The following is a 23,803-nucleotide window of genomic DNA, read 5'->3' as shown; positions in this document are numbered from 1 at the left end:
CCTCGCCAGAAAGAGCCGGAGCCGTGCCCGTAAGTCTCTGCCGATAAAAGCGTTCTGCGACGCCTCTGTAAGGAAAACGTTGCAGGAGGTGAAGTGGATTGCCGCTCTTCTGAGTTTTTTGCGGGTAACTTCGCGAGGCTATGCCGCGATGCTGTTGCGGAACCTCTGGAGGAAGAGGTCCATCGTTCCGCCTTTGAGCACGATGGAGAAGATGACGACGGTGTAGGTCGCGGTGAGAATCCAGTTGCGGCCGAGCGCTTCTGGAATGCTGAGGGCCAGAGCGATGGAGAGGCCGCCGCGCAGGCCTCCCCAGCCGAGCACGAGCAGCGAACTGCGGTGGCCGGGTTGTAGCCGCTGGATGAGGCCGAGCACGATCGCTGTGGCTGCGAAGCGGGCCGCGTTGACCACGGCAATCGCAAAGACGCCGGTCAGCAGGGATGTGCGGGTGAAGGTGACGGCGAGGAACTCGCAGCCCATCAGGACGAAGAGCACCGAGTTCTGGACCTCGTCGATGGCGGTCCAGAAGTGCTCGATCTGTACGTGCGAGATGGCTGCCGGGTGGCGAGCGTTCATCCAGCGCAGCGCCAGGCCTGCGGCAACGGCTTCGAGCGGAGCGGAGAGGTGCAGGTTATCGGCGATGGCATAGCCGCCGAGCGCGAGTGAGAGTGTGAGCAGAATCTCCACGTGATAGGTGTTCACGGCGCGCATCATGCGGGAGACGGGCATGGCCAGTGCCACGCCGAGCAGCAGTCCGCCGCCTGCTTCGATAAGTAGCTGCGCGCTGACCTCGCCAATCGATGGCACCTTGCCGCCTTCGGCGATGCCGAGCACGGTGAGGAAGATGACTGCGCCGACGCCGTCGTTGAAGAGGCTTTCCCCGGCGAGTTGTGCCTGCAGGTAGTGCGGCGCAGCGACGCGGCGCAGCATCTCCAGCACGGCGATGGGGTCGGTCGGCGAGATGAGCGCGCCGAAGAGAAACGCCTGCGCCCAGGAGGGGTGGAAGCCGACCAGCACCGCGCCGTAGTGCATCCCCACACCCACCAGCACGGTGGACAGCACGGTGCCGAGACCGGCGAGGAAGCCGACGGCCAGCTTCTCGTTCAGCAGGTGCTCCAGGTCGAGCAGGAAGGCGCCAGCGAAGAGCAGAAGCGAGAGCAGGCCGTGCAGGATGAACGGACCGTAGTCGATGCGCAGCACGGAGTGCATGGCCCAGGCGTGGACGCCCGGGAAGAGCTGGCTGGTGAGCGCGAGCACGATCGAGAGCAGCACCGTCAGCAGCATGGTGCCGACGGCGATAGGCAGTTTCAGCCATCGAGTGCTGACCAGACCAAAGAGGGCGGCCAACGTCACGACTGTGGCGATCAGAGCAAGCATTCTTTGATTCTATGGATTTTGCGGGGTGCCTGTGCCGGTATCGGAGTGCGTGGCGTGGAGGCAAGGAGAAGGGCGCAACCGAAGTCGCGCCCTTCTCCTTGCAGATGTTTGTGGAGTTACGCTGCGCTCTCGGCCTTCAGACGCTCGGCGGTGTCGTGCGCGATCAGCGCATCGACCGTAGGCTGCAGCAGGCCTTCCATCACCATCGCAAGCTGATGGTTGGTGAGGCCGATGCGGTGGTCGGTGAGGCGGTTCTGCGGGAAGTTGTAGGTGCGGATCTTCTCGGAGCGATCGCCGGAGCCGACCTGCGACTTACGCGCTGCGGCCTGAATCTGGTGCAGACGCTCCTGCTCGACCTCGTAGAGGCGTGCGCGGAGAACGCGCATGGCCTTTTCGCGGTTCTTGATCTGCGACTTTTCGTCCTGGCAGCTCACCACGGTGTTGGTGGGCAGATGCGTGATGCGGATCGCCGAGTAGGTCGTGTTCACCGACTGTCCGCCGGGGCCGGAGGAGCAGAACGTATCCACGCGGAGGTCCTTGTTCTCGATCTTCACGTCGACTTCTTCGGCTTCCGGCAGCACCGCAACGGTGATCGCCGAAGTATGGACGCGGCCCTGCGTTTCGGTGGCCGGAACGCGCTGCACGCGGTGAACGCCGGACTCATACTTCATCTGCGAGAAGACCTTGTCTCCTTCAAAGATGGCCGTGACTTCCTTCAGGCCGCCCACATCCGTCGGCGACTCCGAAAGCACTTCCACCTTCCAGCGATGCTGTTCGGCGAAGCGGAGATACATGCGGAAGACCTCGGCTGCGAAGAGCGAAGCTTCGTCGCCGCCGGTGGCTGCGCGGACTTCGATGACGATGTTCTTGTCGTCGTTGGGGTCCTTGGGCAGCAGCAACACCTTCATCTCTTCTTCGACGATTGGCAGCCTGGGTTCGAGGTCGGCGAGTTCCATCTCGGCCATCTCGCGCATGTCGGCGTCTTCGAGCATGGCTTTTGAGTCTTCAATGGCCTGCTTCAGGCGGCGAAACTCGCGAAACTTCTCGACGGTCGGTTCGAGGTCGCGGTGCTGTTTGGCGACCTGCTGGAACTTCTTCTGGTCAGAAAGCAGGGTGGGGTCGCCGAGCTGGCGGCCAAGGTCTTCGTAGCGTTCTTCGAGTTGATCGAGCTTGTCAAACATGGCGAGGTATCCGAGTGGTCAGGTTCCAGGGCCGGGGGCCCAGGTTGTTGCTGAATGTCAGTGGGGAAACGAAGGGTCGCGTGTAGGCGCAGCTAGGCAAAGTCGTGGCGGTCAAACGCCACGCGGGAGGAGTTCACCGAATTTGCCGTGCACAAACGCATCGCTACTTAGATGGTAACGCGTTTGTGTGGGATTCAGAGCTGAACTTAGTGGGCCGCTGCTGCGTCAGGGGAGGGATAGCTGGGCATCTGACCGACCATCTCGACACCACAACGCTCGATCTTTCCATCTGGCAACCACATGTAATACGTCTGGCGCAGATCGTAATCGGGTCGTTTCTTGTCGCGAGCTTCTTTGAAGGCTTTGTAATGGCCCGGCGCCAGAAGATAGATGTCGACCGAGTTGTACAGCGTGCAGCCCAACCATTCTCGCCTGCCTTCAACCTCGGCATAGATGCGGAGGTCCTGATGCGAAAAGGCAGAGCCCAGGATCGTAACGTCGAGGTTATAGCTGGCCGGATCCTTCTTGTCGGGGCCGGTGGCTCCGGCGCACAGTGGAAGGGCAACCATCAGGGCTGCGACGGGAATGCTCAGCATCTTCATGCGTGACGATACGTTTGCGTTGTCGCAATAGTTGCAGAGAACTCGATAAGGCGGTGGCTGGCGACGCCGTGCGGTGCGAGGCTTATCGCGGCCTCAGTGGTGCGGGCTCGTCTTTGGGATTACCGTCCGGGGGATTACCGTCCTGCACTTCGGTCGCATCGGGCAGGATGCGGATGGTGGCCTTGAAGAGCTTGCAGTCGGTGAAGTTCACGTCTTCGCGCTCGATGTCCTTGCCGTCGGCCTTCTCGCTCTCCATGTGCGAGGCCAGGCGATAGCTCTTCTCGCCAAGCTGCACGGTGCTGATGTCGACTGCGGCGAACGGCACGGGCCAGCCTTCAGCATTGACTTCGGGCAGAAGCCGTTCGAGGTGGTTGATCTGCCCGCTCTCGTCCCAGGTGAAGAAGCCTTCCGTGCCGGGGTAGTTCTCGCACATCACGTTGAACGGCCGGCGATTCACGAAGTTGATGCGGCGTGGATCTTTGTCCGAGACGGTGAAGTGATAGCAGGGCTGGTAGGCCGCGGAGACGTACGTCAGCACACGGGTGAAGGCGTCGTGGACGTAGTAGGGGACCTCGGGGTGCTTGCCCACGGGACGGCCCTTGATGGTGGTGAACTCGTGCGTCTCTTCAATCTGGCCGTCCGGCTGGCGCACGGCGCGAATGACGCCGGTGAAGGGAACTTCCTTGCGGACCTCGTCGTTACGCAGAAGCTGGCTGACGCCCTGCTCTTTGCAGGTGAAGCTGGGTAGCGTGGTGCGAAGCTTCTGCTCCTGCCTGGCGGCGCTCGCCATGGCTGTTGCCAGAGCGGGCTCGTAGGTTTCCGGCTGGGGCATGTGCAGCACCTGTGCGCTCTGCGGCGGGGGCGTTGCGTCCTGCGCGGTGGCAAGGCCGGTGAGCGAAAGGCTGAAGAGGACGGCGACAATGTTTCCAGGCAAACGCATACTTCTCCAGAGTCCCACAGAGCACGCTTCAGGGCTGCAATTCCTTGCTGCTTTCTGCCGTCGGCTTGCCTTTTCCATACTTGGGGACACCGGTTGAGACGGCTTTGAGCACGAACTCGCGTACGAGGTTCACGACCGCTGTCCCGCCGATGCCGATGACGGTGTTTCTTGCGGCCAAACCAACCGCATTGTTCTGATCGGGGTGATAGACGCTGGAGATGTACCCTGCCGTGAAGTTGCCGAGCAGATGCGAGTAGTTGATCTGGGTGTGGCCGTTGTTGCCGCGGCAGAGCAGGCCGCTGGCGATGGCGTGGTACGCACGTTCTTTGGTGGGCGAACCCGGCCCCATGTAGAAGTAGCGCGGGTCCTGCCGGAAGATGGCCGGAAAGACGGCGTAGCCGAGCATGCGGCCGATGAAGGCATCGCCATACGCTGCGCCGTAGCGTTTGCCGAAGCCGCTTGCGCCGTCGCCATAGCCGGGGAAGGTGTTGTTCACCTGCTCACTGCCTGCAACGATGCCAGCGGTGATGAACGCGGCGGGATCGGTGACGGCGCGCAGGCTGAGGTGCATCTTCTGCCGTGCGTTCAACGGCGCGGCGTTCCAGACGTAGCTGGTGTTGAAGTTTGGGAAGATGGCCAGCACGCGCTGCTTTTCCTCGTCGTGCATCTCCTGCTCGGCCACCTGCTCCGTTGTCATCGTGACGGTGACGTCAGCGTGCGTGGCGGCGACGTTGAGCACGATGCCCTGCACGAGCGCGTAGCCGCCGGGATGGACGACGATCTTGCCTTCCTCAAACGGTCGAAGCTCGGGCGCGGTGACGTGCAGCGTCCAGGTGCCTGGGGGAACGTCGTGGAACTCGAAGTGGCCGGCAGCGTCGGAGCGCATCTCCAACCGTTCGGCGGCGACGTTGTTCTCGGTCAACACGACGGTGGCGTTGGGTACGAGGTCGTTGTCGGCGTCGATGACGTTGCCGAGCACGGTGCCGCTCTGCGGCTTCGGTGCAGACGGCAGAGATTGCTGCGCGTGGACGCAGAGGGTTGTGAGCAAAAGCGCGAATGCAGCAGAGGAGCGGCGAAGAACGGACAAGTGAAGAGCCAAGGCTGTTTCCTAGATTTCTAGAATGCAACCGCAAACGCGTTTATGGGGGATTGTCGTGCTGCGAAAACGAAGAAGCGTTTCGTAGCGTTGAAAAAAGCATCTCTACAAAGCATGGAGAACACATTGTTTGCCGAGGTTGCTTCGTTGGCCGATGCTTTGGCAAAAGAAAGCAGCAGGCTGAAAAAGCGCTCGTCGATTGCAGTGGTGGTGGAGCGAGTGTACCGCGAGGGCGCGAGCGGCGATCTGTCGCGGCTGGTGCGTTACCTTGCAGGCGAGCCGTATGCAGAGGCTGACCCACGCAAGCTGAACGCTGGCGGGGCGATTCTCTCGCGTGTGGTGAAGAGTCTTTCCGGCGCCACGGACGCAGAGTTGACCGCCGCCTACCGGCGCCACGGCGATCTGGGAGAGGCGGCGTTTGAACTGCTGGGCAAGGCTCCTTTGCAGGCTACGTTGACGCTGTTGGACGTGAGTTTAGCGTTCGATGTCATGGCCACGGCGCGTTCGACGCAGGCCCGGGAGGTTGCGCTCGTGGGCATGCTGCAAGCGGCGACGGCGCTGGAGGCGAAGTATCTGCTGAAGCTGATGCTGGGCGACATGCGGATCGGGGTGAAGGCGAGCCTGATCGAAGAGGCGATCGCCGTGGCTGCGACGAACGCGGGCCAGGTTGCCGATGTCGCGGCGGTGAGGCACGCCGTGATGCTGGAGGCGGACCTCGGTCGCGCGGCGGAGATGGCCTTTGCCGGGACGCTCGCCCAGGCGAGGATGCGGCTCTTTCATCCGCTGGGCTTCATGCTGGCTTCTCCGGTGGAGTCGCCCGAAGAGGCGGTCGCGCGGTTCACTGCGAAGCCGAAGCCAGTGAGCAAGCCTAAGAAGCGAGCCGGGAAGGTTGCTGGAGAGCTTGCCGTGGATGCTGCTGAAGAGGCGATGGCCGAAGACGTAGCTGCCGAGGCAGGCATCTCCGACGAGAGGGGCGATCCTGGGCAGGTTCACGCATTGCTTGAGGACAAGTTCGATGGAATGCGCGCGCAGCTTCACTTCGGCGACCCTGAGCAGCCGGGGCGCGTTGCGATTTACTCGCGCAACCGCGAGGACATCACGCAAAGCTTTCCCGAACTGGTGGAGGCGTTTGCCAAGGCGAACGCGACGGGCGCGACGATTCTGGACGGCGAGATTCTCGGCTGGGAGTTTGCCGCGAGCCGAGCGCTACCGTTTGCCGTGCTCGGCCAGCGCATCGGCCGGAAGCGCGTCGACAACGATCTGCGACGGACGGTCCCGGTCGTCTTCATGGCCTTCGACGTGATGTTTGCGTCGGGCGATCTGCAGCTGCCCAGGCCGCTGCGTGAGCGTCGGGCGCTGTTGGAGCAGCTTGCAGCAGCGTTGCAGCCGCAGGCTGTGTCCCCGCTGGAGCTCGACGCTGCGTTTGTGCCCGGTGGCCTGTTCGCTGCAGAAAGCTCTGAGGAAGCAGTGGAAAGGCTGAGGATATCGCCTGCACAAACGGTGGAATCCGCCGAAGCGATCGATCGCGCGTACGCTGACGCTCGCGCCCGGGCGAACGAGGGCGTGATGATCAAGGCGGCTGGCTCGGCGTATCTGCCGGGGCGTCGCGGGCTGGCGTGGGTGAAGCTGAAGCGCACGCTGGAGACGCTGGACGTTGTGATCACCGGTGCGGAGTTCGGCTCAGGCCGGCGCTCGCAGGTGCTCAGCGACTATACCTTCGCTGTGCGCGGCCCGGGCGGCGAGCTGCTGAACGTCGGCAAGGCGTACTCCGGACTTACGGACGTCGAGATCGCAGAGATGACCGAGTGGCTGAAAGCACACACGCTCGCCGACCACGGGCACTTTCGTACGGTGGAGCCTCTGCGTGTGCTGGAGGTCGCGTTCAACAACATCATGCGTTCGGATCGCCATGCTTCGGGCTTCGCGCTGCGGTTTCCGCGCATCGTCCGGCTACGTGACGACAAACCGGTGCAGGAGATCGACACCCTGGAGCGAGTGGAGGAAGTCTTTCAGAGTCAGCCAGATAAGCCGTTGGAGGGGGTTGAGGGCGAGCGTGCATGACCCGTAAGTGAAGGTTTCTGCGACAAAAGCATTACAGGGCATAGGGCAACTCCTGGGGAATCGGTGGGTAAAATTGAAGTAGGCGAATGCGAGATTGCAAATGCGATTTGGTAAAGCCGGTATCTGACACTCATACTCTGGAGTTTGTTTCTTTGAACCTGATCTCCTGCCTGTCCCTGTCTCGTACGACATCCAAACTTCTCTCTGCTTCGCTTCTTTTCGGCTCACTGGCTGGGATGAGCGGCTGCGGTATCGAGCGCCACACGGAACCCGTGACGGCTGCGGCCGTGGACACGGCTTCTCCCGAAGGCACAAAGTACGAACTTCGCCTGCACCACCTGCACACCGGCGAATCGATCGATGTGGTCTACCGGATCGGCGACAAGTATGTGCCGGAGGCGATTGACCAGTTGAACCACTTCCTGCGTGACTCGCGCACGGACGCGGTCAGCCACTACGACCCCCGCGAGTTCGATACGTTGCATGAGCTGCTGGCGACACTGCACCGTAACGACGCGACGATCGACATCGTCTGCGGCTATCGCACGCCGTGGTCGAACAACTTCCTGCGTACGCGCAGGGGGCGGGCGAGCTACAAGGCGACGGGCGTAGCCGAGCACTCGCAGCACATGCTGGCGAAGGCGATTGATATTCGTGTGCCGGGCGTGAAGACGCTGGTGCTGCGGAATGCGGCGCTGAGCCTGCACGCGGGCGGCGTGGGCTATTACCCGACGAGCCAGTTTGTGCACGTGGACGTAGGCCCGGTGCGCCAGTGGACGTATGGCGGACGTCACAGCCGCGAAGGCTAGAGCGTTTGAAAAGAGGGCAAAAGGCGCGGGGGATCCCTCCTGCGCCTTTTGTCTTTTGTTTTCTTGCCAACCAGTCGCTCTCTTCAGCCATCGGTTTCGTGGCGTTTTCTTTTTGCAGGCTTTGGCTTAGCCTGCACAGCTTTGCGCCGGATAATGAAAGCCTGGATGGGACAAGCTTTTGAAGAGCTGGATTGAAATTTCCGCTGCAAACCTGGCTTCGAACGTCACCGCGATTCGCGAGGTTTCTGGGGCCGAGGTTCTGGCGGTGATCAAGGCCGATGGTTATGGCCACGGCGCCGCGAGCGTTGCGCCGCTGCTGGCGCAGGCTGGCGTCCGTTGGATGGGTGTTACCGATGTGGAAGAAGGTCGCGTGGTTCGCGAGGTGGTGGGGCCCGCGATAGATCTACTGGTGATGAACGTTATCGAGCTGGCGGACGCTGCTGAGGTTGTTCGCTGGCGTCTGACGCCGAGCGTCTGGACGTCGAAGCATGTCGCCGCGTTGGACGCTGCGGCGAATGAGGCTGGGGCGAAGGACATCGCGGTACACGTTGAGGTCGACACGGGCATGTCGCGCCAGGGTGCTGCTCCGGGTGAGGGATTGGTAGCTGTGCTCGAAGCGATCAAGCGTTCGAAGCATGTGCGTTGCGACGGCGTCTTTACGCATCTTGCGGAGTCCGAGGTGGCGGCCTCGGTGGTGACAGCGGACCAGCGTGCGCGGTTTGGCGAGGCGCTGCAGCAGGTTCGTGAGGCAGGCCTTACACCGCACTGGTTGCATATGGGCAACAGCTCGGCGGTGGACGAAGGCTCGACGATGCCGTGGATTCATGAGCAGGCGAAGAGCTTTGGCTCTCGCGTGATCGTGAGGCCGGGGTATGCGACGTACGGCCACTGCCTGCCAGTGGTGAACGGTACTGGCAAACTTGTGCAGAAGCTGAAGCCTGCGATGGAGTGGAAGACCTGCGTGATTGGCCTGCGCAGCATTGCGCCGGGGACGACGGTAGGCTACGGCGCAACGTTTGCGGCCGGGCACGAGATGCAGCTTGCGCTGCTGCCGGTGGGCTATGCGGACGGCTTCCGCCGAGCGGCTTCGTCCGGGCTGGGGAATGGCTGGGTGATGATTGCAGGCCGTCGCGCGCCGGTGGTGGGCCGCGTGTCGATGAACCTTCTCGTTGTAGACGTGACCGGGCACAACGGGGTGGCGTTGGGGGATGACGCAACGTTGCTTGGCGAAGGCGTTAGCGCAGAGGACCACGGCGTGTGGGCCAACACGATTGGCTATGACATTCTCTGCGGTATGCGCGGCCACATGGTTGTGCGCTAGATTCGAGCAAGCCGCAGCAAGTACACTGGATAGATGTTTTCGAAGCTCTACGCAAAGTGGATGTACGCATGGGAAACCGCGTTGACGACGCGTGATGAAAACCGTGTGGAGCGTCCGCTGGAGTGGGGCTTTGACCGGCTGGGAAGAGTTGGCGGTGACGAGATGGCCGCACGCGTGGAGCGTGGCGAGATCTCCGGGCTTGACGCGATGATCGAGCTCAACCGTCGCATCGTGGCTGACCCTGACGCCTACTTCGCTTATGAGACGCCCAAAGACTTCCGCATCGAGCAGCACTTTCCCGAGCTTTATCCGACGAACGTTCGTCCGGAGACGCTGGAGCAGGAAGCGGAGTGGAAGCGTCGTGCCGAAGTAGGCGAACTGCGCAAAGAGCCGTTCCTGCGCTTCACCTCGGCGGTGCAGACGCAGTATGCCGAAAACGACACGGTGAACGCTCGCTGGTACGAAGCGAAGCAGAAGCCCGGCAAGCCGAAGCAGGCGATGATCGTGATGCCGCAGTGGAACGCCGATGCGTTCTCGCACAACGCGCTTTGCGAGATCTTCGCGCATTGGGGCGTCAGTTCGCTGCGCCTGTCCAAGCCGTACCATGACGTTCGCCGTCCGGCAGAGCTGGAGCGCTCCGACTACGCGGTGAGCGCGAACGTGGGGCGCACGCTGGAGGCCTCGCGGCAGGCTGTGGCGGACATTCGTTCGTGCATCGACTGGCTGGCCTCGCAGGGCTATGAGCAGTTCGGTGTGCTCGGCACAAGCCTTGGAAGCTGCTACGCCTTTCTGGCTGCGGCGATGGACCCGCGCCTTGAGGTCTGCCTCTTCAATCACGCGTCGACGTGGTTCGGCGATGTGGTGTGGGAAGGGCAGAGCACGCGGCACATTCGCGCGTCGTTTGAACGGTCAGGGCTTACGCAGGACCTCACGCGCAGCATCCTCGCCGGAGCCAGCCCGATGAGCTACATGGAGCGCTTTGCGGCAAACTCCAAGCGCGTGCTCGTGATCCACGCGACGTACGATCTGACGTTCCCGCTGGAGTTCTCGCTCGATGTGTTGAAGAACTTCCGCGAGCACCAGATCGACTTCGTCTCGCGCGTGCTGCCCTGCGGACACTACACGACCGGCGAGTTCCCGTACAAGTACCTCGACGGCTATTACATGGGCCAGTTTGTGTGGAGTTCGTTCAAGCGGCTCGGCGAACGCTGGAGCGCGACGCGTACGAGCTAGGCCTATCAGGCTGTTCGTGCAGGGAAGACGCGGGCCAGGATTCGCTGCCACAGGTTTCCATGCGCACGCGAGGAGGCGGGGCTGGCAGACGAGGGCATCTGGCGAATCTTGCGTTCGCGGTCCGCACGTTCTGCAATTTCCTGTTCCACCTGCTGCACGATGCGAACAGCCTGCTGCATGGAATGGCTGCCGTTCTTATTGCCAGCAAGCACCTGTGTTGCCGGTTGATGATCTTCGCCTACCAGCAACAAGCCGCGATGGCGGCGAAGCTGAGCGGGTAGCAGTTGAGTGGGCAAGAACGGTCGCGTGGCTCCCTGCTCGGCAGCCTGTTCGGGCTGGGCTGGAACCACAAAAAGTGCGGCCCGTGAGGGTGTAGCAAGCTTTTTTGCGCGATTCATCCTGCCACCCCTTTCGCCTATGTACTGATGTTGCTGCCTTTCGTGGCGGAGAGACCATTCCAAGAGAGTTCTAAGCTTTCCCCCATCCGTTCGGCGGCTACAACCTATGGGGCATGCTGGTTTGAGGGGCGAAGGTAAACTAGCGGTATGCCGATTGACCTGAACGCCCCTCTCGCCTCCGTCGACCCTGAAATTGCCTCGCAGATTGCTCTTGAAGCTGAGCGTCAGCACGAGGGACTGGAGATGATTGCGAGCGAAAACTTCGTCTCGCGCGCCGTTCTTGAAGCGGCAGGAACTGTTTTTACGAACAAGTACGCCGAGGGCTATCCCGGCAAGCGCTACTACGGTGGCTGCGAGTACGCCGATGTGGTGGAGAACATCGCCCGCGACCGTGCCAAGGAGCTTTTCGGTGCCGAACACGCGAATGTGCAGCCGCACTCCGGCTCGCAGGCGAACGCTGCGGCATACATGACGATCATCGATCCGGGCGACACGATCCTCGGTCTGGACCTCGCCAATGGCGGCCACCTGACCCACGGGCACAAGCTGAACTTCTCCGGCAAGCTGTATCGGGTGGTTGGCTACAAGGTTCGGCAGGATACGGAAGTCATCGACTACGACCAGCTCGAAGAGCTCGCCGTGGCGGAAAAGCCGAAGGTGATCGTGGGCGGCGGCTCGGCGTATCCGCGTCAGTTCGACTTCGCTCGCATGCGCGCGATCGCGGATAAGGTTGGCGCGAAGCTGATGATCGACATGGCGCATTTCGCCGGTCTGGTCGCGGGTGGAGCACATCCTTCGCCGGTGCCGTTTGCTGACATCGTCACCACGACCACGCACAAGACATTGCGTGGACCGCGTGCCGGCATGGTGCTCTGCAAGCAGGAGCTTGCTGCAGGTGTTGACCGCTCGGTCTTCCCCGGCCAGCAGGGCGGCCCGCTGATGCACATCGTTGCGGCCAAGGCTGTGGCGTTTGGCGAGGCCTTGCAGCCTGAGTTCAAGAGCTACGCCGCGCAGACCGTGGCGAACGCCAAGGTGCTGGCAGCAGCGCTGCAGGCTGAAGGCTTCCGCGTCATCTCCGGCGGTACGGACACGCACCTGATGCTGATCGACGTCTTCGCCAAGGGTATGCTCGGCTCCGAAGCCGAGGTTGCGCTGGGCAAGGCTGGCATCACGGTGAACAAGAACGCGATCCCGTTCGACACGAACCCGCCGATGAAGCCGTCGGGCATCCGCATCGGCACGCCTGCACTCACCACGCGCGGCATGAAGGAAGCGGAGATGACGGTGATCGCTGGATGGATCGCCGAGGCGCTCGAGAACCGCAACGACGACGCGAAGCTGAAGGACATTGCAGGCCGCGTCACCGAGTTGGCCGAGCAGTTTCCACTCTACGGTTTTCTTCGCCCCTAACGAACTTTTACGGAGCAGCTTCTGACAACTTCAACTTGGCATTTGCTGTGTGGGCCAACGGGCGCTGGAAAGAGCTCGTTGGCCCGTTCCCTTTGTGCGGATGGCAAAGCCATTCCCTTTGCCATCGACCAGTGGATGCAAACGCTTTTCTGGCCTGACCTGCCGGAGAAGAACGATTACGCCTGGGCTATTGCGCGCGTGCGTCGCTGCGAGGAGCAGGTGGCCGTTATGACACGTCAGCTTGCTGCCATCGGTGTGGACGTGGTGCTTGATCTAGGCTTTACGGATCGGGCTCAGCGCGAAGCCTGGCTGCTCCGCGCCCGAGAGGCTGGTGTGCGCTGTGCGTTGCATGTGCTGGAGGTTTCTGCCGAGCTCCGCTGGCAGCGCATAACGCAGCGCAACGAAGGTGCCAGCGCGACGTACTCCTTTGTCGTGACGCGGGAAATGTTCGATGCGATGGAAGCCTTATGGGAGCCGGTCACGGACGCAGAGTCTTCCGTCTTCGATGGTTACCAACGGTACAGCCGATAAGCTTTCGCTGGCCGTATACTCGACGCACGATGTTGAGCGCAATTCTCTTCGGCGTGGTGACGGGCTCTCGAGCGATGACGGGCATGGCTGTGTTGTGCTGGTTCGCCATGCTGGAGTGGGTGCCGCTCGACCACACCTGGGCTTCGTGGACTGGCAAGATCGTTCTAACGGTCATCTTCTCGCTGGCGGCGCTCAGTGAGTACGTCTTCGACGTGCTGCCCTCCACGCCCAGCCGCAAGCTGATTGGGCCGTTCGTCTCACGCATCGTTCTGGGGGCACTGTGCGGAGCGATCTGCGCTGCGGCCATCCTGGAACCGGCTGCTGGCGGAGCGATTCTCGGAGCCATCGGCGCGGTGGTGGGCACGTACTCCTGCTACGCCGTTCGCATGTCGCTGGCGAAGCTCTTCAAGCGCGATCTTCCGGCAGGTCTGCTGGAGTCGCTCTTCTTTCTTCTGCTCGCCATCGCAGCAGGCATACTGCTGCATCACGACGCGCTGAACGCGCAGGCCCTTGAGTTCAGAGTTGGCTAGCTTCGCTCATTGAGCGTGGCCGCACCGCGAGTACATGGCGTGGGATGCCTGCGAGATCGTCGAGGAAGCGCACCTCACTCCACTCCTTCAGCAACTCGGCGATGGCCTCGCGCTGACCGAAGCCAAACTCCATGGCGAGCAGCCCACCGTGCGGCAGCACGTGCGCGGCCTGGGGAATCAACCTGCGATAAACGGCCAGGCCATCGTCTCCGGCGAAGAGCGCAAGGTGTGGCTCGTGGTCGGTGACTTCGGGCTGCATGGTGGGCAGGTCCAGCTGCGGCACATACGGCGGGTTGGAAACAACGCAGTCGAAGATGCCCTCGTTCATGCCGGTGAGCAGGTCGTTCTCCAGGAAATCGATCCTGCGGTCGGCGGAGTGCGTCCGCGCGTTGGCTTTTGCCACCTCCAGCGCGCGGGGGGAGATGTCCACCGCGGTCAAGCGTACCCCGGCAACATGCGTTGCGAGCGTCACAGCGATGGCACCGGAGCCCGTGCCGACATCGACGATCTGCAGCGTGCGTGCGGAGTTCCTCTGCGTGGCCCAGAGCTCGACAGCCTCGACGAGCAGTTCGGTCTCCGGACGTGGAATGAGCACGGCGGGCGTGACGGCGAACTCCATGCCGTAGAACTCCTGCACGCCGAGGATGTACTGCAGCGGCTCGCGCGTGGCGCGTCGTGCGGTGAGCGCCCGCAGCGTTTCGAGCTCTTCGAGGCTGATGGCATCGTCCGCATGGGCGAGCACCCATGCGCGCTCGCGCTGCAGAACGTGGCCCAGCAGCACCTGCGCATCGCGCGCAGAAACACCTGCGGCCTCCAGTGTGACAACAGCTTCGGTCGTAGCTTCGCGGACAGTCATGCGGTTCCCTTCGTAGAATGGTAGATGCCGCGCAGCACAATGCGCGACGAATTGAGGACCCTTTGCATGTCTGCTTCGTTTCCTGCTGAACTTTGTTCTATTGCTGCAATTGAAGAGCGTCTGGCTCCGCTGCGAGAGCAGCTTGCCAGCCATCCGCTTTACGCGTCGATTCAGTCGATTGCCGATGTGCGCGTCTTCATGGAGTCGCACGTCTTCGCCGTGTGGGACTTTATGAGCCTGCTGAAGGCGTTGCAGCGTGGCCTGACCTCGGTCGATGTTCCGTGGGTTCCGTCACGGTTTCCGGCCAGCCGCCGTTTCGTGAACGAGATCGTGCTCGGTGAAGAGAGCGATGAGTACAACGGGCAGCCGCTCAGCCACTTTGAAATTTACCTGCTCGCCATGCAGGCTGCCGGGGCCGACGCGGCACGGATGCAGTCTGTGATCGACGCTGCGGAGAGTCGTGGATACTGGCAGGCGGTTTTACAGAGCGCGCCTGAACCCGCCAAGGCATTTGTCGAAGAGACTTTCCGCGTCATCCGCGAGGGTTCGCTGGCGGCACAGGCGGCAGCGTTTACCTTTGGCCGCGAGGACGTGATCCCCGACCTATTCCGCGGTTTCATCCGCGAGTTGAACAAGGAGCTTGCCGGCTCTCTGAGCACCTTCATCTGGTACCTTGAGCGGCATATTGAAGTCGACGGCGAAGACCATGGGCCGCTTTCGCTGCGCATGGTTGCTGACCTCTGCGGCAACGATCCTGCACTCTGGCAGGAGGCTACAACAGCTGCGGAAGAAGCCATCCGTGCGCGTCTGGCGCTGTGGGATGGTATTCAGGCAGCGGTGGAGGCGAATCGGAGTTAGTGGTTAGTGGTTAGTGGTTAGTGCCACAACTCTGTCGGCTAAACCCTAAACCCTAAACCCTAAACCCTGGGCCCTGCCTCAGACTCCGGGCTCGCACCTGTCGTCGTCGCTGCGGCGTTCCAGCAGTTCGATGGGGACGCGGTCGTTGCCCATCAGCCAGCAGATGCGGCGACCCGCGAAGGCGACGGCGGGTGTTGGGTCTGAGAGCAGCAACATGCCTGTGGCCTGCAGGCGTTCAATCTCAGCTTCCAGCGGGCCCGTGATGAAGCAGAGGTGGTGCAGCGCGCCACCGGACTTCGTCGCGGCGACCAGCTTGCCGGTCGCGCCGTCGGGTGCCACCAGTTCGAGGAGCGCGTGCTCGCCGGGCAGTTGCAGAAACTGCACATGCGCGGTCTGCGCCGGATCATGGATCACCGGCGAAACGATCGTGTAGCCAAAGCGTGAGACGTAGTTCGCGGCGGCCGCGGCAATGTCCTTGACGGCGACGCCTGTGTGATGGAGCCGCAGCGGGGCGGCGAGAGAAGCATTCATCGTTGGAAAGAGTATCACCGTTGGCGCGTTGACTTTGTGTTTGCGAACACAGGCGCGTCGTTCGCGAGTACAAAGGAAACCGCCCGCAGCGCACAGGCGCGGCGAGCGGTTTGAAGCAGGTTGGCTGTTACTTCGACTTCTTCTTGGCAGCCTTTTTGGCTACAGTCTTCACAGCTTTCTTGACGGCCTTCTTCGCTGTCTTGGGCGCAGCGGCCTTCTTCGCAGCAGTCTTTGCTGCAAGCGGCTTCGCGGCAACGGTCTTGCGCGAAGGCAGCTTCTTGCTCGCCAGGCGCTTGGCCGCAGACTTCTTCGTGGGCTTCGCCGGAGCAGCCGCCGAGGACGAAATCTTTGCCAGCTTCGCCGAGTGCTTTTCAAGCAGCTGTTCCAACTGGCGCAGCAGCTCCTTCACATGCGTCGGCTTTACGAGCATGTGGTCGGCGCCCATGTCCTGCCAGTCTTCATCGGCGATCGGGTACGCTGTCAGCAGGGCGACTGCAGGGTGGTAGGACGCCATGCGTGCCGCCAGAATCACTTCCTTACCGGCCGCGTCGGACTCCATACGCATGTCGGTGATGACCATCTGATAGACGCCGGTGCGGATCTTCGACTTGCCTTCGCGCGCAGAGGCGGCGGTATCGACATCAAAGCCCGAGATCTCGAGCACGGCCTTCATCGTCAGAAGGACGGTAACCTCGTCATCGACGAGCAGAACTTTACGCTTTGCCACTATGGATTTCTCCTAACAATCCATTTTCCGTGTTGCTCGCCGCCTGTGCAAGTAGGCAGCGTGGCGGATGTCTTCGCAAAGACAACGGGCAGAGCTGTCTGCTCTGCCCGTTGCCTCGTTGCGTTGTGTCTTGTTTGGTCTGTTACCAGACGTGGCAGGCGGGTTTGTGGACCATCGGCTGGCTGGCCTTGCAGCCGAATGCCTTGGCAAACTCCGGCATGTTGCCGACCGTGTTGTTCACGCGCAGTTCGGCCAGCGAATGCGGGTTCGTCATGACGATCAGACGCGCAATCTCGGGTCGCTCGGTGCCGCACCAGTCATTAGCAAAGGCCAGGAAGAAGCGTTGCAGGTTGGTCAGGCCGTTGGAGTCCTTGTCCTCGAGTGTCTTGCCCTGCTGCTTCAGGTCGAAGGTCAGCGCGCTCAGCGAAAGGTTCAGGCCACCGTTGTCGGCGGTGTTTTCGCCCTGGGTCAGCTTGCCGTTCTGCTGCACGCCTTCCACTCCGGGAGCAGGCCCGCTGTACTCCTTGGCGATGCACTCGCCGCGCTCGTCGTAGGCCTTCGCGTCGGCGGGCGTCCACCAGTCCTTCAGGTCGCCGTTCAGGTCGAACTTGCGGCCCTGATCGTCGAAGTTGTGGGTCAGTTCGTGGCCGATCACTGCGCCTTCCGCGCCGTAGTTCAGCACGTCATCCGCAGTCGGGTCGAACATGGGCGGCTGCAGAATGCCGGCAGGGAAGTTGATCGTATTCGTCTGCGGATCTTCGTAGGCGTTTACGGTCGGCGGCGTCATGCTCCACTGCATCCGGTCCAGCGGCTTGTTGATGAAGCCAAGCTGGCGCTTGAACTCGAACTTCGTGGAGTCCGAAACATTCACGGCGTAGCTGTCGCGCGTTATCGTCAGCGAGCTGTAGTCGATCCACTTGTCCGGGTAGCCGATCTTGTCGAGGATCGCGGCGAGCTTCAGATGCGCCTGACGCTTCGTCTCCGGCTGCATCCAGGTGGCTTCGTCGATGTCGCGGCCCATCGCCGCCTCGATGTTCTTCACCATCTTCTGCACGCGGGTCTTGCTCTCCGGCGGGAACGCCTTGGCGACGTAGACCTGGCCGAGCGCTTCGCCGAGAGCCTTGTCCGTGTTGATGCTGCAGCGGCGCCAGGTGGGCGGCTGCTGTTTGGCGCCGGTGATGGCCTTCGTCAGCTCAAAGCTGACCTCGCGCCACTGGTTGCCGAGCGACGAGCTGGCCGTGTTCAAAAGCTGTGCGCGCAGATAGATCTTCCAGGTATCCAGGCTCTCGCTGGCGATCATGCCGTTTACCGTGCGGAAGAACTCCGGGGAGGAGACTTCATACAACGGCGCGCTGGGGGCGCCAAGGGCACCAAAGTAGGCGGTCCAGTTGAAGTTCGGCGTCAGCGTTTTGAGCTGTGCCGGGGTGAACCGGTTGTTCGTCTTGTTCGGATCGCGACGCGTCACGTTGTCCATCTGCGCCTTGGCGAGGGCTGTTTCGAACTTGAGAGCCGTCGCGGCGGCCGAGTTGGCGGCTTCGGCGCTCATGCCGTCCATCGTCAGCATTTTTACGAGATAGGTTTCGTAGTCTTTGCGGATGGCGACGCTTTTCGCATCGTCCTTCAGGTAGTAGTCGCGGCTGGGCAGCACCAAGCCGCCCTGATCGAGCCCGGCGACGACCATGCGTGCGTTGTTTGCGTCTGGAGTGGGGCCAAAACCGAAGAGAGCGATGGAGGTTTCGTTGTCGTTCGCGCTCCAGACCTGGCCATAAGCCGTCTGCACGGCGGCGAGCACGGCGGGCAGGTCGCGCTTGCTCTTCATGCTGTTAATGCGCGCCACCAGGGCGTCGATAGCCGCACGGTCATCCTTACCGGAGTCTGCCTGCTGTACGCAGCTTGCGTAGAAGTCACCTATTTTCTGCTGGTTGGGCGTGCGTGAGGAGCTTGGGGCCATGTTTGCTTCGAGAATCTCGTGCATCATCTGCTGGTTCCACATGGCCAGCTTGTTGAACGTGCCCCACATCATCTGGTCAGCCGGGATGGGGTTTGCCTTGATGATGTTGCTGCAGGCGTACTGGAAGAAGTTATCGCAGGGGCTTACGCTCTTATCGACGTTGGTGACGTCAATGTGCTGAAGCTTGATGGGTGCGGGCGCAGATTGGGCAAAAGCGGCCGTAGTACACAGGATGGCGGGCGCGAGCAGCGCAAAGGCGACGCGGTTCATAGGAGGAAGGGCTCCTGGCCGGAAATATCGGGTGCAGACAGTCTATATGCGCCCTTTCACCTTGGACTGGTATACTCGCGAGTGCGTCGTTGCGCCGTTTTGGCTGGTAGGCGCATCATAAGAACTGAAAGAAGCAGCGCCGCAACCCGGCGCGCTGGAGACACAGACTATTCCACCTCTCGATAAACGCTCGCAGAAATCCTTTATCCGCACCAACGAACGCATTCGCGCGCGCGAAGTCCGCGTGATTGACGAAAATGGCGAACAGCTCGGCGTGATGGTGCCCTTTGAGGCGCTGAAGATCGCCCGTGAGCGCTCGCTCGACCTGGTCGAGATTTCGCCCAACGCTGTGCCGCCCGTGTGCAAGATTCAGGATTACGGCAAGTTCCTGTACGAAAAGGACAAGTCCGAACGCGCGGCGCGCAAGACCCAGAAGGTCATCGTCATCAAGGAAGTGAAGTTCTCCGTAACTGTGGACGAACACGACTACCAGACAAAGAAGAATCCAGGCTGTGCGCTTCCTCGGCGATGGCGACAAGGTGAAGGCCAGCCTTCGCTTCAAGGGCCGCCAGATGGCGCACCGCGACCTGGGCTACAAGATCATCAACCGCCTGATCCAGGACATCGGCGAAGCCGGTGTGGTCGAGTTCATGCCGCGCATGGAAGGCACAACGCTGCACGCCATCCTCGCGCCCAGCAAGAAGATCGTTCCTGCGGCACCCAAACCGCCGCGCCCTGAGGCTCCCAAGCCCGAGGCTCCGGCAGCCGCTGCGCTAGAGGCACCTGCTGCTGTGGCCGAGCCGGTCCAGAGCTAACAAGCATTGCTCAGCATCGAAGGCCAGCCCCTTTCAGGGGCTGGCCTTTTGTTTTGCCTGAAGACCTCTCCGTGGAGAGGTAGTTTCTATCGAAGCGGCTATCTCGTGCCTGTTGCGGCGTCTTCGATGACCTTCGCTACCTCTGCAGGATAAGAAAGCATCGCAACGTGGCTTGACGGAAGTGTCGTCGTCGCTGCGTTGAGTTGCTGCGCCATGCTTGCCTCATGTTCGGGAGCGATCATACGATCGTGGCTCGCGACGATGTACCACGATGGCTTGCTGCGCCATGCTGCCTGCGTCGGCTGTGCAACGAAGATCGCGCCTGATGTCTGCGGTTGGCCTGCGGTGAGAAGAGCTTTTTCCTCCTTGCTCAGATCCTGGGCGAAGTCCGTTTCGATGCCCTCAGGAGACAAGAGCAGAAAACCATCGCCTACTGGAACAGCTGTCTGCGGCCCCGGAGGCGGCGGGAAGGGCTTGCTGATGTCCACAATGGACTGCCCGGCGTCGGGAGCGAAAGCTGCGACGTAGACCAACCCCACAACCTTAGGATCGTTGCCTGCTTCTGTGATGATGACGCCGCCGTACGAGTGCCCGACCAGGATGACCGGGCCGTCCTGTGCCGCGATCGCGCGCTTCGTAGCTGCAACATCTTCCTGGAAAGAGGTGAGTGGGTTGGAGACGGCGGTCACCTTGTATCCCTTGGCCAGTAGCAGAGGGATTACCTTGGACCAGCTTGATCCATCGGCAAAGGCGCCGTGAACCAGGACGATGTTCTTGGAAAGAGTGGTTTGTGGCATAAGTATTCCTCCAGCAGCATTAGATCGATCACGATCCAGCAGTGATCTCTGGAAGAGACCTCTGCTGGCCGTTAGTGCTGATTGTGAAGGGAAAGCCGGAGATTACTGTTACCAGAGATTGCTGTGACTTGCCGGTTCTTGCTTATTGCTGGAGCTCGTTTCGGAAGGTTGAGGGAGGCACACCGACCACACGACGGAAGGCGCGAGAAAAGTGGCTCAGGTCTTCAAACCCCACTCTGATTGCAATCTCCGAGATGGTGAGATGGCTGCTGCGAAGTAAGGACCTCGCTCGTTCCACTCTGCAGTCGAGCACATACTTTGCAGGTGTTATCCCCAGGCTGCCTTTGAAGCTGCGCAGGAAATGAAAGGCGCTTAGCTCGGCAATGTTCGAGAGATCCGCCAGTGTGATGTGTCGGTTCAGATTGTCTTCGACGTAGCTTTGCACTGCGCGGATTTGCCTTGGCGCAAGTCGCGGCCCGGCCTTCATCGTGGATGGCAGAGACCTGGTGTGCTGGCATATTGCCAGAGCGATTGCCGTGGCAATGCACTCCAGGCCGATGCCTTCCTCTGTGCTCGCATCGTTGCTCTCATACATCAGCGCTCGCATCAGGTGATCGATCTTTGGTGGGCAGGCGGCGAGGGAGTGCAGGATTGTCTGAGAATGTTTCCCCTCTGAGGATTGCACTAAGTGATCGAAGTAGCTGGGCTCGAACGCCAGTGCGACACCTTCTACGCTCTTCATGAAGCGGACACCGTGTCGACTTCCCCTGGGCATGATCCACAGCGACCCGGGACGCATCCATTGGGTCCCTGTGAACTCCGGGCTCTTTATCTCTGCCTGCGCTGCCGGTCCGGTGTAGAGAAAGATGTTGTGTTGCAGGAGTTCACGCTCGGGAAACTCGGTCGGTTCCACCACATGGTGCTCCACATGCAGCCCTCGCGCAGCGAGGCCAGGATGCTTTCGCATCACCTTTGGAACGATCGGCATAATCTGGGTGCCCTGCCGAACGGTGATTGAGCCTTCCACGTTTCCCGCCCCCTGAGTAAACCGTAGCTGCTTCCGACGATTTTCGAACAAACCTGCGAAGGTTGCAAAAACTCGTACTGCCTCTCTGCTTTTGAGCTGGGTGTTGTCTTCAAGCCCTTGCTGGTTTTGCCGGGAGTCGTGGGCCACGGTCGCGGTTCATCGGGTTTCTATGCTTCGGGAGAGCCTCCTGAGACGCAGGCTCGTCTGCGTGCGATTCAGGATTAGACGTAACGCTACAACAGCTGATTGGTACTATGACGACGGCACTCCATTTTTCAGCACTGCGGCCAGAGCTGCTTCAGAAGTTGTCGAGACGCTTGCCGGGAAAAGAGCAAGAGTGCAGGCGGTCTGTCGCAAGGCCGGGCTACGTTTGCGATCTGATTGGCGAATCCATCGTTGAGTTCGTGCAGGAAGTTACTTCCACCGAAGTTATAGGACCTTTCGCAAAGAGGTCTTCTTCAAGCTTGTGCTGTTCGTGGCTGAGGTTGAATTACAAATTCTTACTTGGGCAATCAAACGAATGTCTATGCCGAGCATCCTTCTTGATACGCCCACCATTCTGATCGTGGTGGTGTTGTGCTCGTGCGTCTTCGGCTGCCTGTTTCTTTTCAACTGGAGACAGCAGCTCTTTGAGCGCGTCTTCCTGATCTGGGGCTGTGCCAATCTCAGTTGTGGCTGCGGAAGCCTCTTGTTCGGCTTGTATGCGCAGCAGGGACGAAGCGTCATTACGGCAATAGCCAATGGGCTTTTGATTGCCTTCTTCAGCCTTACCTGGGCAGGACTGCGATCATTTGATGCACGCCCCATCCGCTGGTGGGCGGTATGGGCAGGCCCGATTGGAGTTGCCCTTTTATTCTGCGTGCCCCTTCCTAGCGTCAACCTCGTCCTGTGGCACATTTACGCTTACTCGCTGGTCAGTTCGGTCTACTGCCTCTGCAGCTTTGTCGAATGCTGGCGCGGCCAGCAGCAGGAAAACCTCTTCATGCGCAGGCTCGCCATGTCGATGTTTCTCTCTGTACCGATCGTCTCGGTTCTACGCATCTCCAACCTCTTCCGGTTGCTCTCGCACGGGCAGGATGCACCGTGGATCGACGCGCTGTCCAGCATCGTCTTCCTGACGATCTTCCTTATCTGGAGCCTGTCGATCCTGCTGATGCTCAACGAGCGTTATGCGAACAGTCTGCTGCATCAGGCGCAGCGCGACGCTCTCACCGGAGTCCTGAATCGCAGAGGGTTTCGAGAGCGCGCCGACCTCGAAATCGAGCGTTGCCTGCAGGTGCGCAAGCAGGTGTGGCTCCTGCTTTACGACCTCGATCACTTCAAGACAGTCAACGACACGCATGGCCACGAGGCAGGTGACAGACTCCTGCAGGCATTCATCATGACGGCGCGCCAGTTCCTGCGCCCCGAAGACCTGATCGGCAGGCACGGCGGGGAGGAGTTTTGTCTCCTTCTACCGGACTACTCGCGGGAGGATGCTTTGCTGCTGGCGGAAGAGGTGAGGGTCTCTTTTCAGACGGCGGCTATCGAAGCGAACGGGCTTCCGGTGCGCACGACCGTGAGTGCAGGCGGTTGTCTCATCTCCACCGATAGAAGCACGTTGCAACTGGCGTTGAACTGCGCCGACGAAGCTCTTTACGAGGCGAAGCGGGGTCGTAACAGCGTTGTCTTCGTCTGAGGGCTTGCCGCTGGAGTGCGTGGTTGTTTCGCTTCGTGCGGGACAGATGGCCTCAGAGACGAACTAGCCGTGATGAGGCGAGGCGCCTGCCCCATCCTGCTCGTCCTCGCTTTCGTCCTGGTGTGACCCTGATCCGAAGTTGAAGCCTCCGCCTGCGCCCATACCGCCACCCATGCCACCACCACCTCCTCCGCTCCCCTGACGGCCTTCGGCTTTGTCGCCTTTTTCTTTGCCGCCCGAGGCGCTCGGTCGTGCCGGACCCTGGACAGGAATTTCTACATCGCGTGGGATGGGGTCAAGGTCGAGTGCTTCGCGGATGAAGATGCGCAGCGAGACGACCAGATCCTGCGTATGCACGAGCTTGCCTGTGGCGAGTTCGTGCGCGGCGTTCGCCGCCAGTCGCACCTGGTCTTCGGTGCCGAGCAGAATGATGTCCGACAACGCACCTTCCACGGCATCCCGAATCCTCCGTGCGCGGTCCGAGCCTTGAACGACGCTCTCGCTTAGATTCAACGGCGGTGCGACAGCCGGTGTCTCGGTGCTCCGGCGAAGATCGCGGAGGTGGGCAGGGTCCACCGTCAAATCCCCGGTGAAAGACCCGCCCAACGTCTTGTACGCCGCCATCAGGGCGCGCAGGCGCTCGTTGATCTGGCGGTTCATACGCTCGCGCCGCTGTTGAATGGTGACCTGCGTCAGCAGCCGGATGCCGACGCCGAGCAGTGTGATGACCGCCAGGCTTACCAGCGTGGTGAGGAGCGCGTGAAATGAGCTGAAATCGAGACTGCTGCGCAAAGTGACCTCCGGCGT

Annotated in this window: 23 protein-coding genes and 1 pseudogene; 11 read left to right on the top strand and 13 right to left on the bottom strand. The window is 61.2% G+C overall.

Translation table 11 applies throughout. From position 1 onward, the window contains the following. Window positions 1-138: 138 nt before the first annotated feature. From PW792_16330 to PW792_16310, 5 genes are all read right to left on the bottom strand, one after another. On the bottom strand, window positions 139-1,374 hold the full coding sequence (locus PW792_16330) for a cation:proton antiporter (GenBank protein MDE1163492.1): 1,236 nt from the start codon (window positions 1,372-1,374) through the stop codon (window positions 139-141). A gap of 116 nt (window positions 1,375-1,490) precedes the next feature. Then, entirely contained in the window at window positions 1,491-2,555 is a 1,065-nt protein-coding gene (prfA, locus tag PW792_16325) for a peptide chain release factor 1 (protein MDE1163491.1), read from the bottom strand. Between the two features lie 206 nt (window positions 2,556-2,761). Further along, window positions 2,762-3,157, bottom strand: a complete 396-nt coding sequence (locus PW792_16320) for a hypothetical protein (GenBank protein ID MDE1163490.1) — start codon at window positions 3,155-3,157, stop codon at window positions 2,762-2,764. 82 nt (window positions 3,158-3,239) lie between these two features. Continuing rightward, window positions 3,240-4,097, bottom strand: a complete 858-nt coding sequence (locus PW792_16315) for a hypothetical protein (GenBank protein MDE1163489.1) — start codon at window positions 4,095-4,097, stop codon at window positions 3,240-3,242. A 28-nt stretch (window positions 4,098-4,125) separates the two neighbouring features. Further along, entirely contained in the window at window positions 4,126-5,196 is a 1,071-nt protein-coding gene (locus PW792_16310) for a carboxypeptidase-like regulatory domain-containing protein (GenBank protein ID MDE1163488.1), read from the bottom strand. Between the two features lie 111 nt (window positions 5,197-5,307). Between PW792_16310 and PW792_16305 the strand changes: the two genes are divergently transcribed. From PW792_16305 to PW792_16290, 4 genes are all read left to right on the top strand, one after another. Then, window positions 5,308-7,254, top strand: coding sequence for an ATP-dependent DNA ligase (locus tag PW792_16305; GenBank protein ID MDE1163487.1), 1,947 nt, complete (start codon window positions 5,308-5,310; stop codon window positions 7,252-7,254). A gap of 152 nt (window positions 7,255-7,406) precedes the next feature. Next, window positions 7,407-8,063 carry a DUF882 domain-containing protein gene (locus tag PW792_16300; GenBank protein MDE1163486.1) on the top strand — a complete coding sequence of 219 codons (657 nt, stop codon included), beginning with the start codon at window positions 7,407-7,409 and terminating at the stop codon, window positions 8,061-8,063. A gap of 178 nt (window positions 8,064-8,241) precedes the next feature. Beyond that, window positions 8,242-9,384, top strand: coding sequence for an alanine racemase (alr, locus tag PW792_16295; protein ID MDE1163485.1), 1,143 nt, complete (start codon window positions 8,242-8,244; stop codon window positions 9,382-9,384). Window positions 9,385-9,417: 33 nt separating this feature from the next. Then, on the top strand, window positions 9,418-10,617 hold the full coding sequence (locus PW792_16290) for an alpha/beta hydrolase family protein (GenBank protein ID MDE1163484.1): 1,200 nt from the start codon (window positions 9,418-9,420) through the stop codon (window positions 10,615-10,617). A gap of 5 nt (window positions 10,618-10,622) precedes the next feature. Here PW792_16290 and PW792_16285 read toward each other — a convergent pair whose 3' ends face one another. Next, window positions 10,623-11,015, bottom strand: coding sequence for a hypothetical protein (locus PW792_16285; protein ID MDE1163483.1), 393 nt, complete (start codon window positions 11,013-11,015; stop codon window positions 10,623-10,625). 147 nt (window positions 11,016-11,162) lie between these two features. On the opposite strand from PW792_16285, the gene PW792_16280 reads away from it, so the two are divergent. The 3 genes from PW792_16280 to PW792_16270 are packed head-to-tail and all read left to right on the top strand — an operon-like array spanning window position 11,163 to window position 13,486. Then, window positions 11,163-12,425, top strand: coding sequence for a serine hydroxymethyltransferase (locus PW792_16280; GenBank protein ID MDE1163482.1), 1,263 nt, complete (start codon window positions 11,163-11,165; stop codon window positions 12,423-12,425). Between the two features lie 42 nt (window positions 12,426-12,467). Continuing rightward, on the top strand, window positions 12,468-12,956 hold the full coding sequence (locus PW792_16275; protein MDE1163481.1) for an ATP-binding protein: 489 nt from the start codon (window positions 12,468-12,470) through the stop codon (window positions 12,954-12,956). A 29-nt stretch (window positions 12,957-12,985) separates the two neighbouring features. Continuing rightward, window positions 12,986-13,486 carry a DUF4126 domain-containing protein gene (locus tag PW792_16270; protein MDE1163480.1) on the top strand — a complete coding sequence of 167 codons (501 nt, stop codon included), beginning with the start codon at window positions 12,986-12,988 and terminating at the stop codon, window positions 13,484-13,486. Here PW792_16270 and prmC read toward each other — a convergent pair. Beyond that, the gene (gene prmC / locus PW792_16265) at window positions 13,473-14,342 is read right to left on the bottom strand and encodes a peptide chain release factor N(5)-glutamine methyltransferase (GenBank protein MDE1163479.1); all 870 of its coding nucleotides are present in this window, start codon (window positions 14,340-14,342) and stop codon (window positions 13,473-13,475) included. The genes PW792_16270 and prmC overlap by 14 nt on opposite strands. A gap of 66 nt (window positions 14,343-14,408) precedes the next feature. Between prmC and PW792_16260 the strand changes: the two genes are divergently transcribed. Then, a complete protein-coding gene (locus tag PW792_16260; protein MDE1163478.1) occupies window positions 14,409-15,200 on the top strand; it encodes a DUF3050 domain-containing protein in 792 nt (263 codons plus the stop codon). Between the two features lie 78 nt (window positions 15,201-15,278). On the opposite strand, the gene PW792_16255 is transcribed toward PW792_16260, so the two are convergent. The 3 genes from PW792_16255 to PW792_16245 form a co-directional block, all read right to left on the bottom strand. Continuing rightward, a complete protein-coding gene (locus tag PW792_16255; protein MDE1163477.1) occupies window positions 15,279-15,731 on the bottom strand; it encodes a VOC family protein in 453 nt (150 codons plus the stop codon). 127 nt (window positions 15,732-15,858) lie between these two features. Next, window positions 15,859-16,458: a response regulator gene (locus PW792_16250; protein MDE1163476.1), complete on the bottom strand. Its 600-nt coding sequence runs from the start codon at window positions 16,456-16,458 to the stop codon at window positions 15,859-15,861. 142 nt (window positions 16,459-16,600) lie between these two features. Further along, window positions 16,601-18,679, bottom strand: coding sequence for a M13 family metallopeptidase (locus PW792_16245; GenBank protein MDE1163475.1), 2,079 nt, complete (start codon window positions 18,677-18,679; stop codon window positions 16,601-16,603). Window positions 18,680-18,923: 244 nt separating this feature from the next. On the opposite strand from PW792_16245, the pseudogene infC (PW792_16240) reads away from it, so the two are divergent. Next, window positions 18,924-19,121 (top strand): annotated as a pseudogene (gene infC / locus PW792_16240) (translation initiation factor IF-3). A gap of 70 nt (window positions 19,122-19,191) precedes the next feature. Beyond that, complete coding sequence (infC, locus tag PW792_16235) at window positions 19,192-19,494, top strand: translation initiation factor IF-3 (GenBank protein ID MDE1163474.1); 303 nt, start codon at window positions 19,192-19,194, stop codon at window positions 19,492-19,494. Window positions 19,495-19,592: 98 nt separating this feature from the next. Here the strand turns inward: infC (PW792_16235) and PW792_16230 are convergent, their stop codons facing one another. Both PW792_16230 and PW792_16225 read right to left on the bottom strand, forming a co-directional pair. Then, window positions 19,593-20,291 (bottom strand): alpha/beta hydrolase, encoded by a 699-nt coding sequence (locus PW792_16230; GenBank protein ID MDE1163473.1) that lies wholly within the window; start codon window positions 20,289-20,291, stop codon window positions 19,593-19,595. Window positions 20,292-20,433: 142 nt separating this feature from the next. Then, a complete protein-coding gene (locus tag PW792_16225; protein ID MDE1163472.1) occupies window positions 20,434-21,279 on the bottom strand; it encodes an AraC family transcriptional regulator in 846 nt (281 codons plus the stop codon). Between the two features lie 565 nt (window positions 21,280-21,844). Here PW792_16225 and PW792_16220 point away from each other — a divergent pair. Continuing rightward, on the top strand, window positions 21,845-22,996 hold the full coding sequence (locus PW792_16220; GenBank protein ID MDE1163471.1) for a GGDEF domain-containing protein: 1,152 nt from the start codon (window positions 21,845-21,847) through the stop codon (window positions 22,994-22,996). A 63-nt stretch (window positions 22,997-23,059) separates the two neighbouring features. Here the strand turns inward: PW792_16220 and PW792_16215 are convergent, their stop codons facing one another. Beyond that, window positions 23,060-23,788 carry a hypothetical protein gene (locus PW792_16215; GenBank protein ID MDE1163470.1) on the bottom strand — a complete coding sequence of 243 codons (729 nt, stop codon included), beginning with the start codon at window positions 23,786-23,788 and terminating at the stop codon, window positions 23,060-23,062. Between the last annotated feature and the right edge of the window lie 15 nt (window positions 23,789-23,803).

The organism is Acidobacteriaceae bacterium, assembly GCA_028283655.1.
GTDB lineage: Bacteria > Acidobacteriota > Terriglobia > Terriglobales > Acidobacteriaceae > Granulicella.
This window is presented reverse-complemented; position numbering and strand designations above follow the sequence as displayed.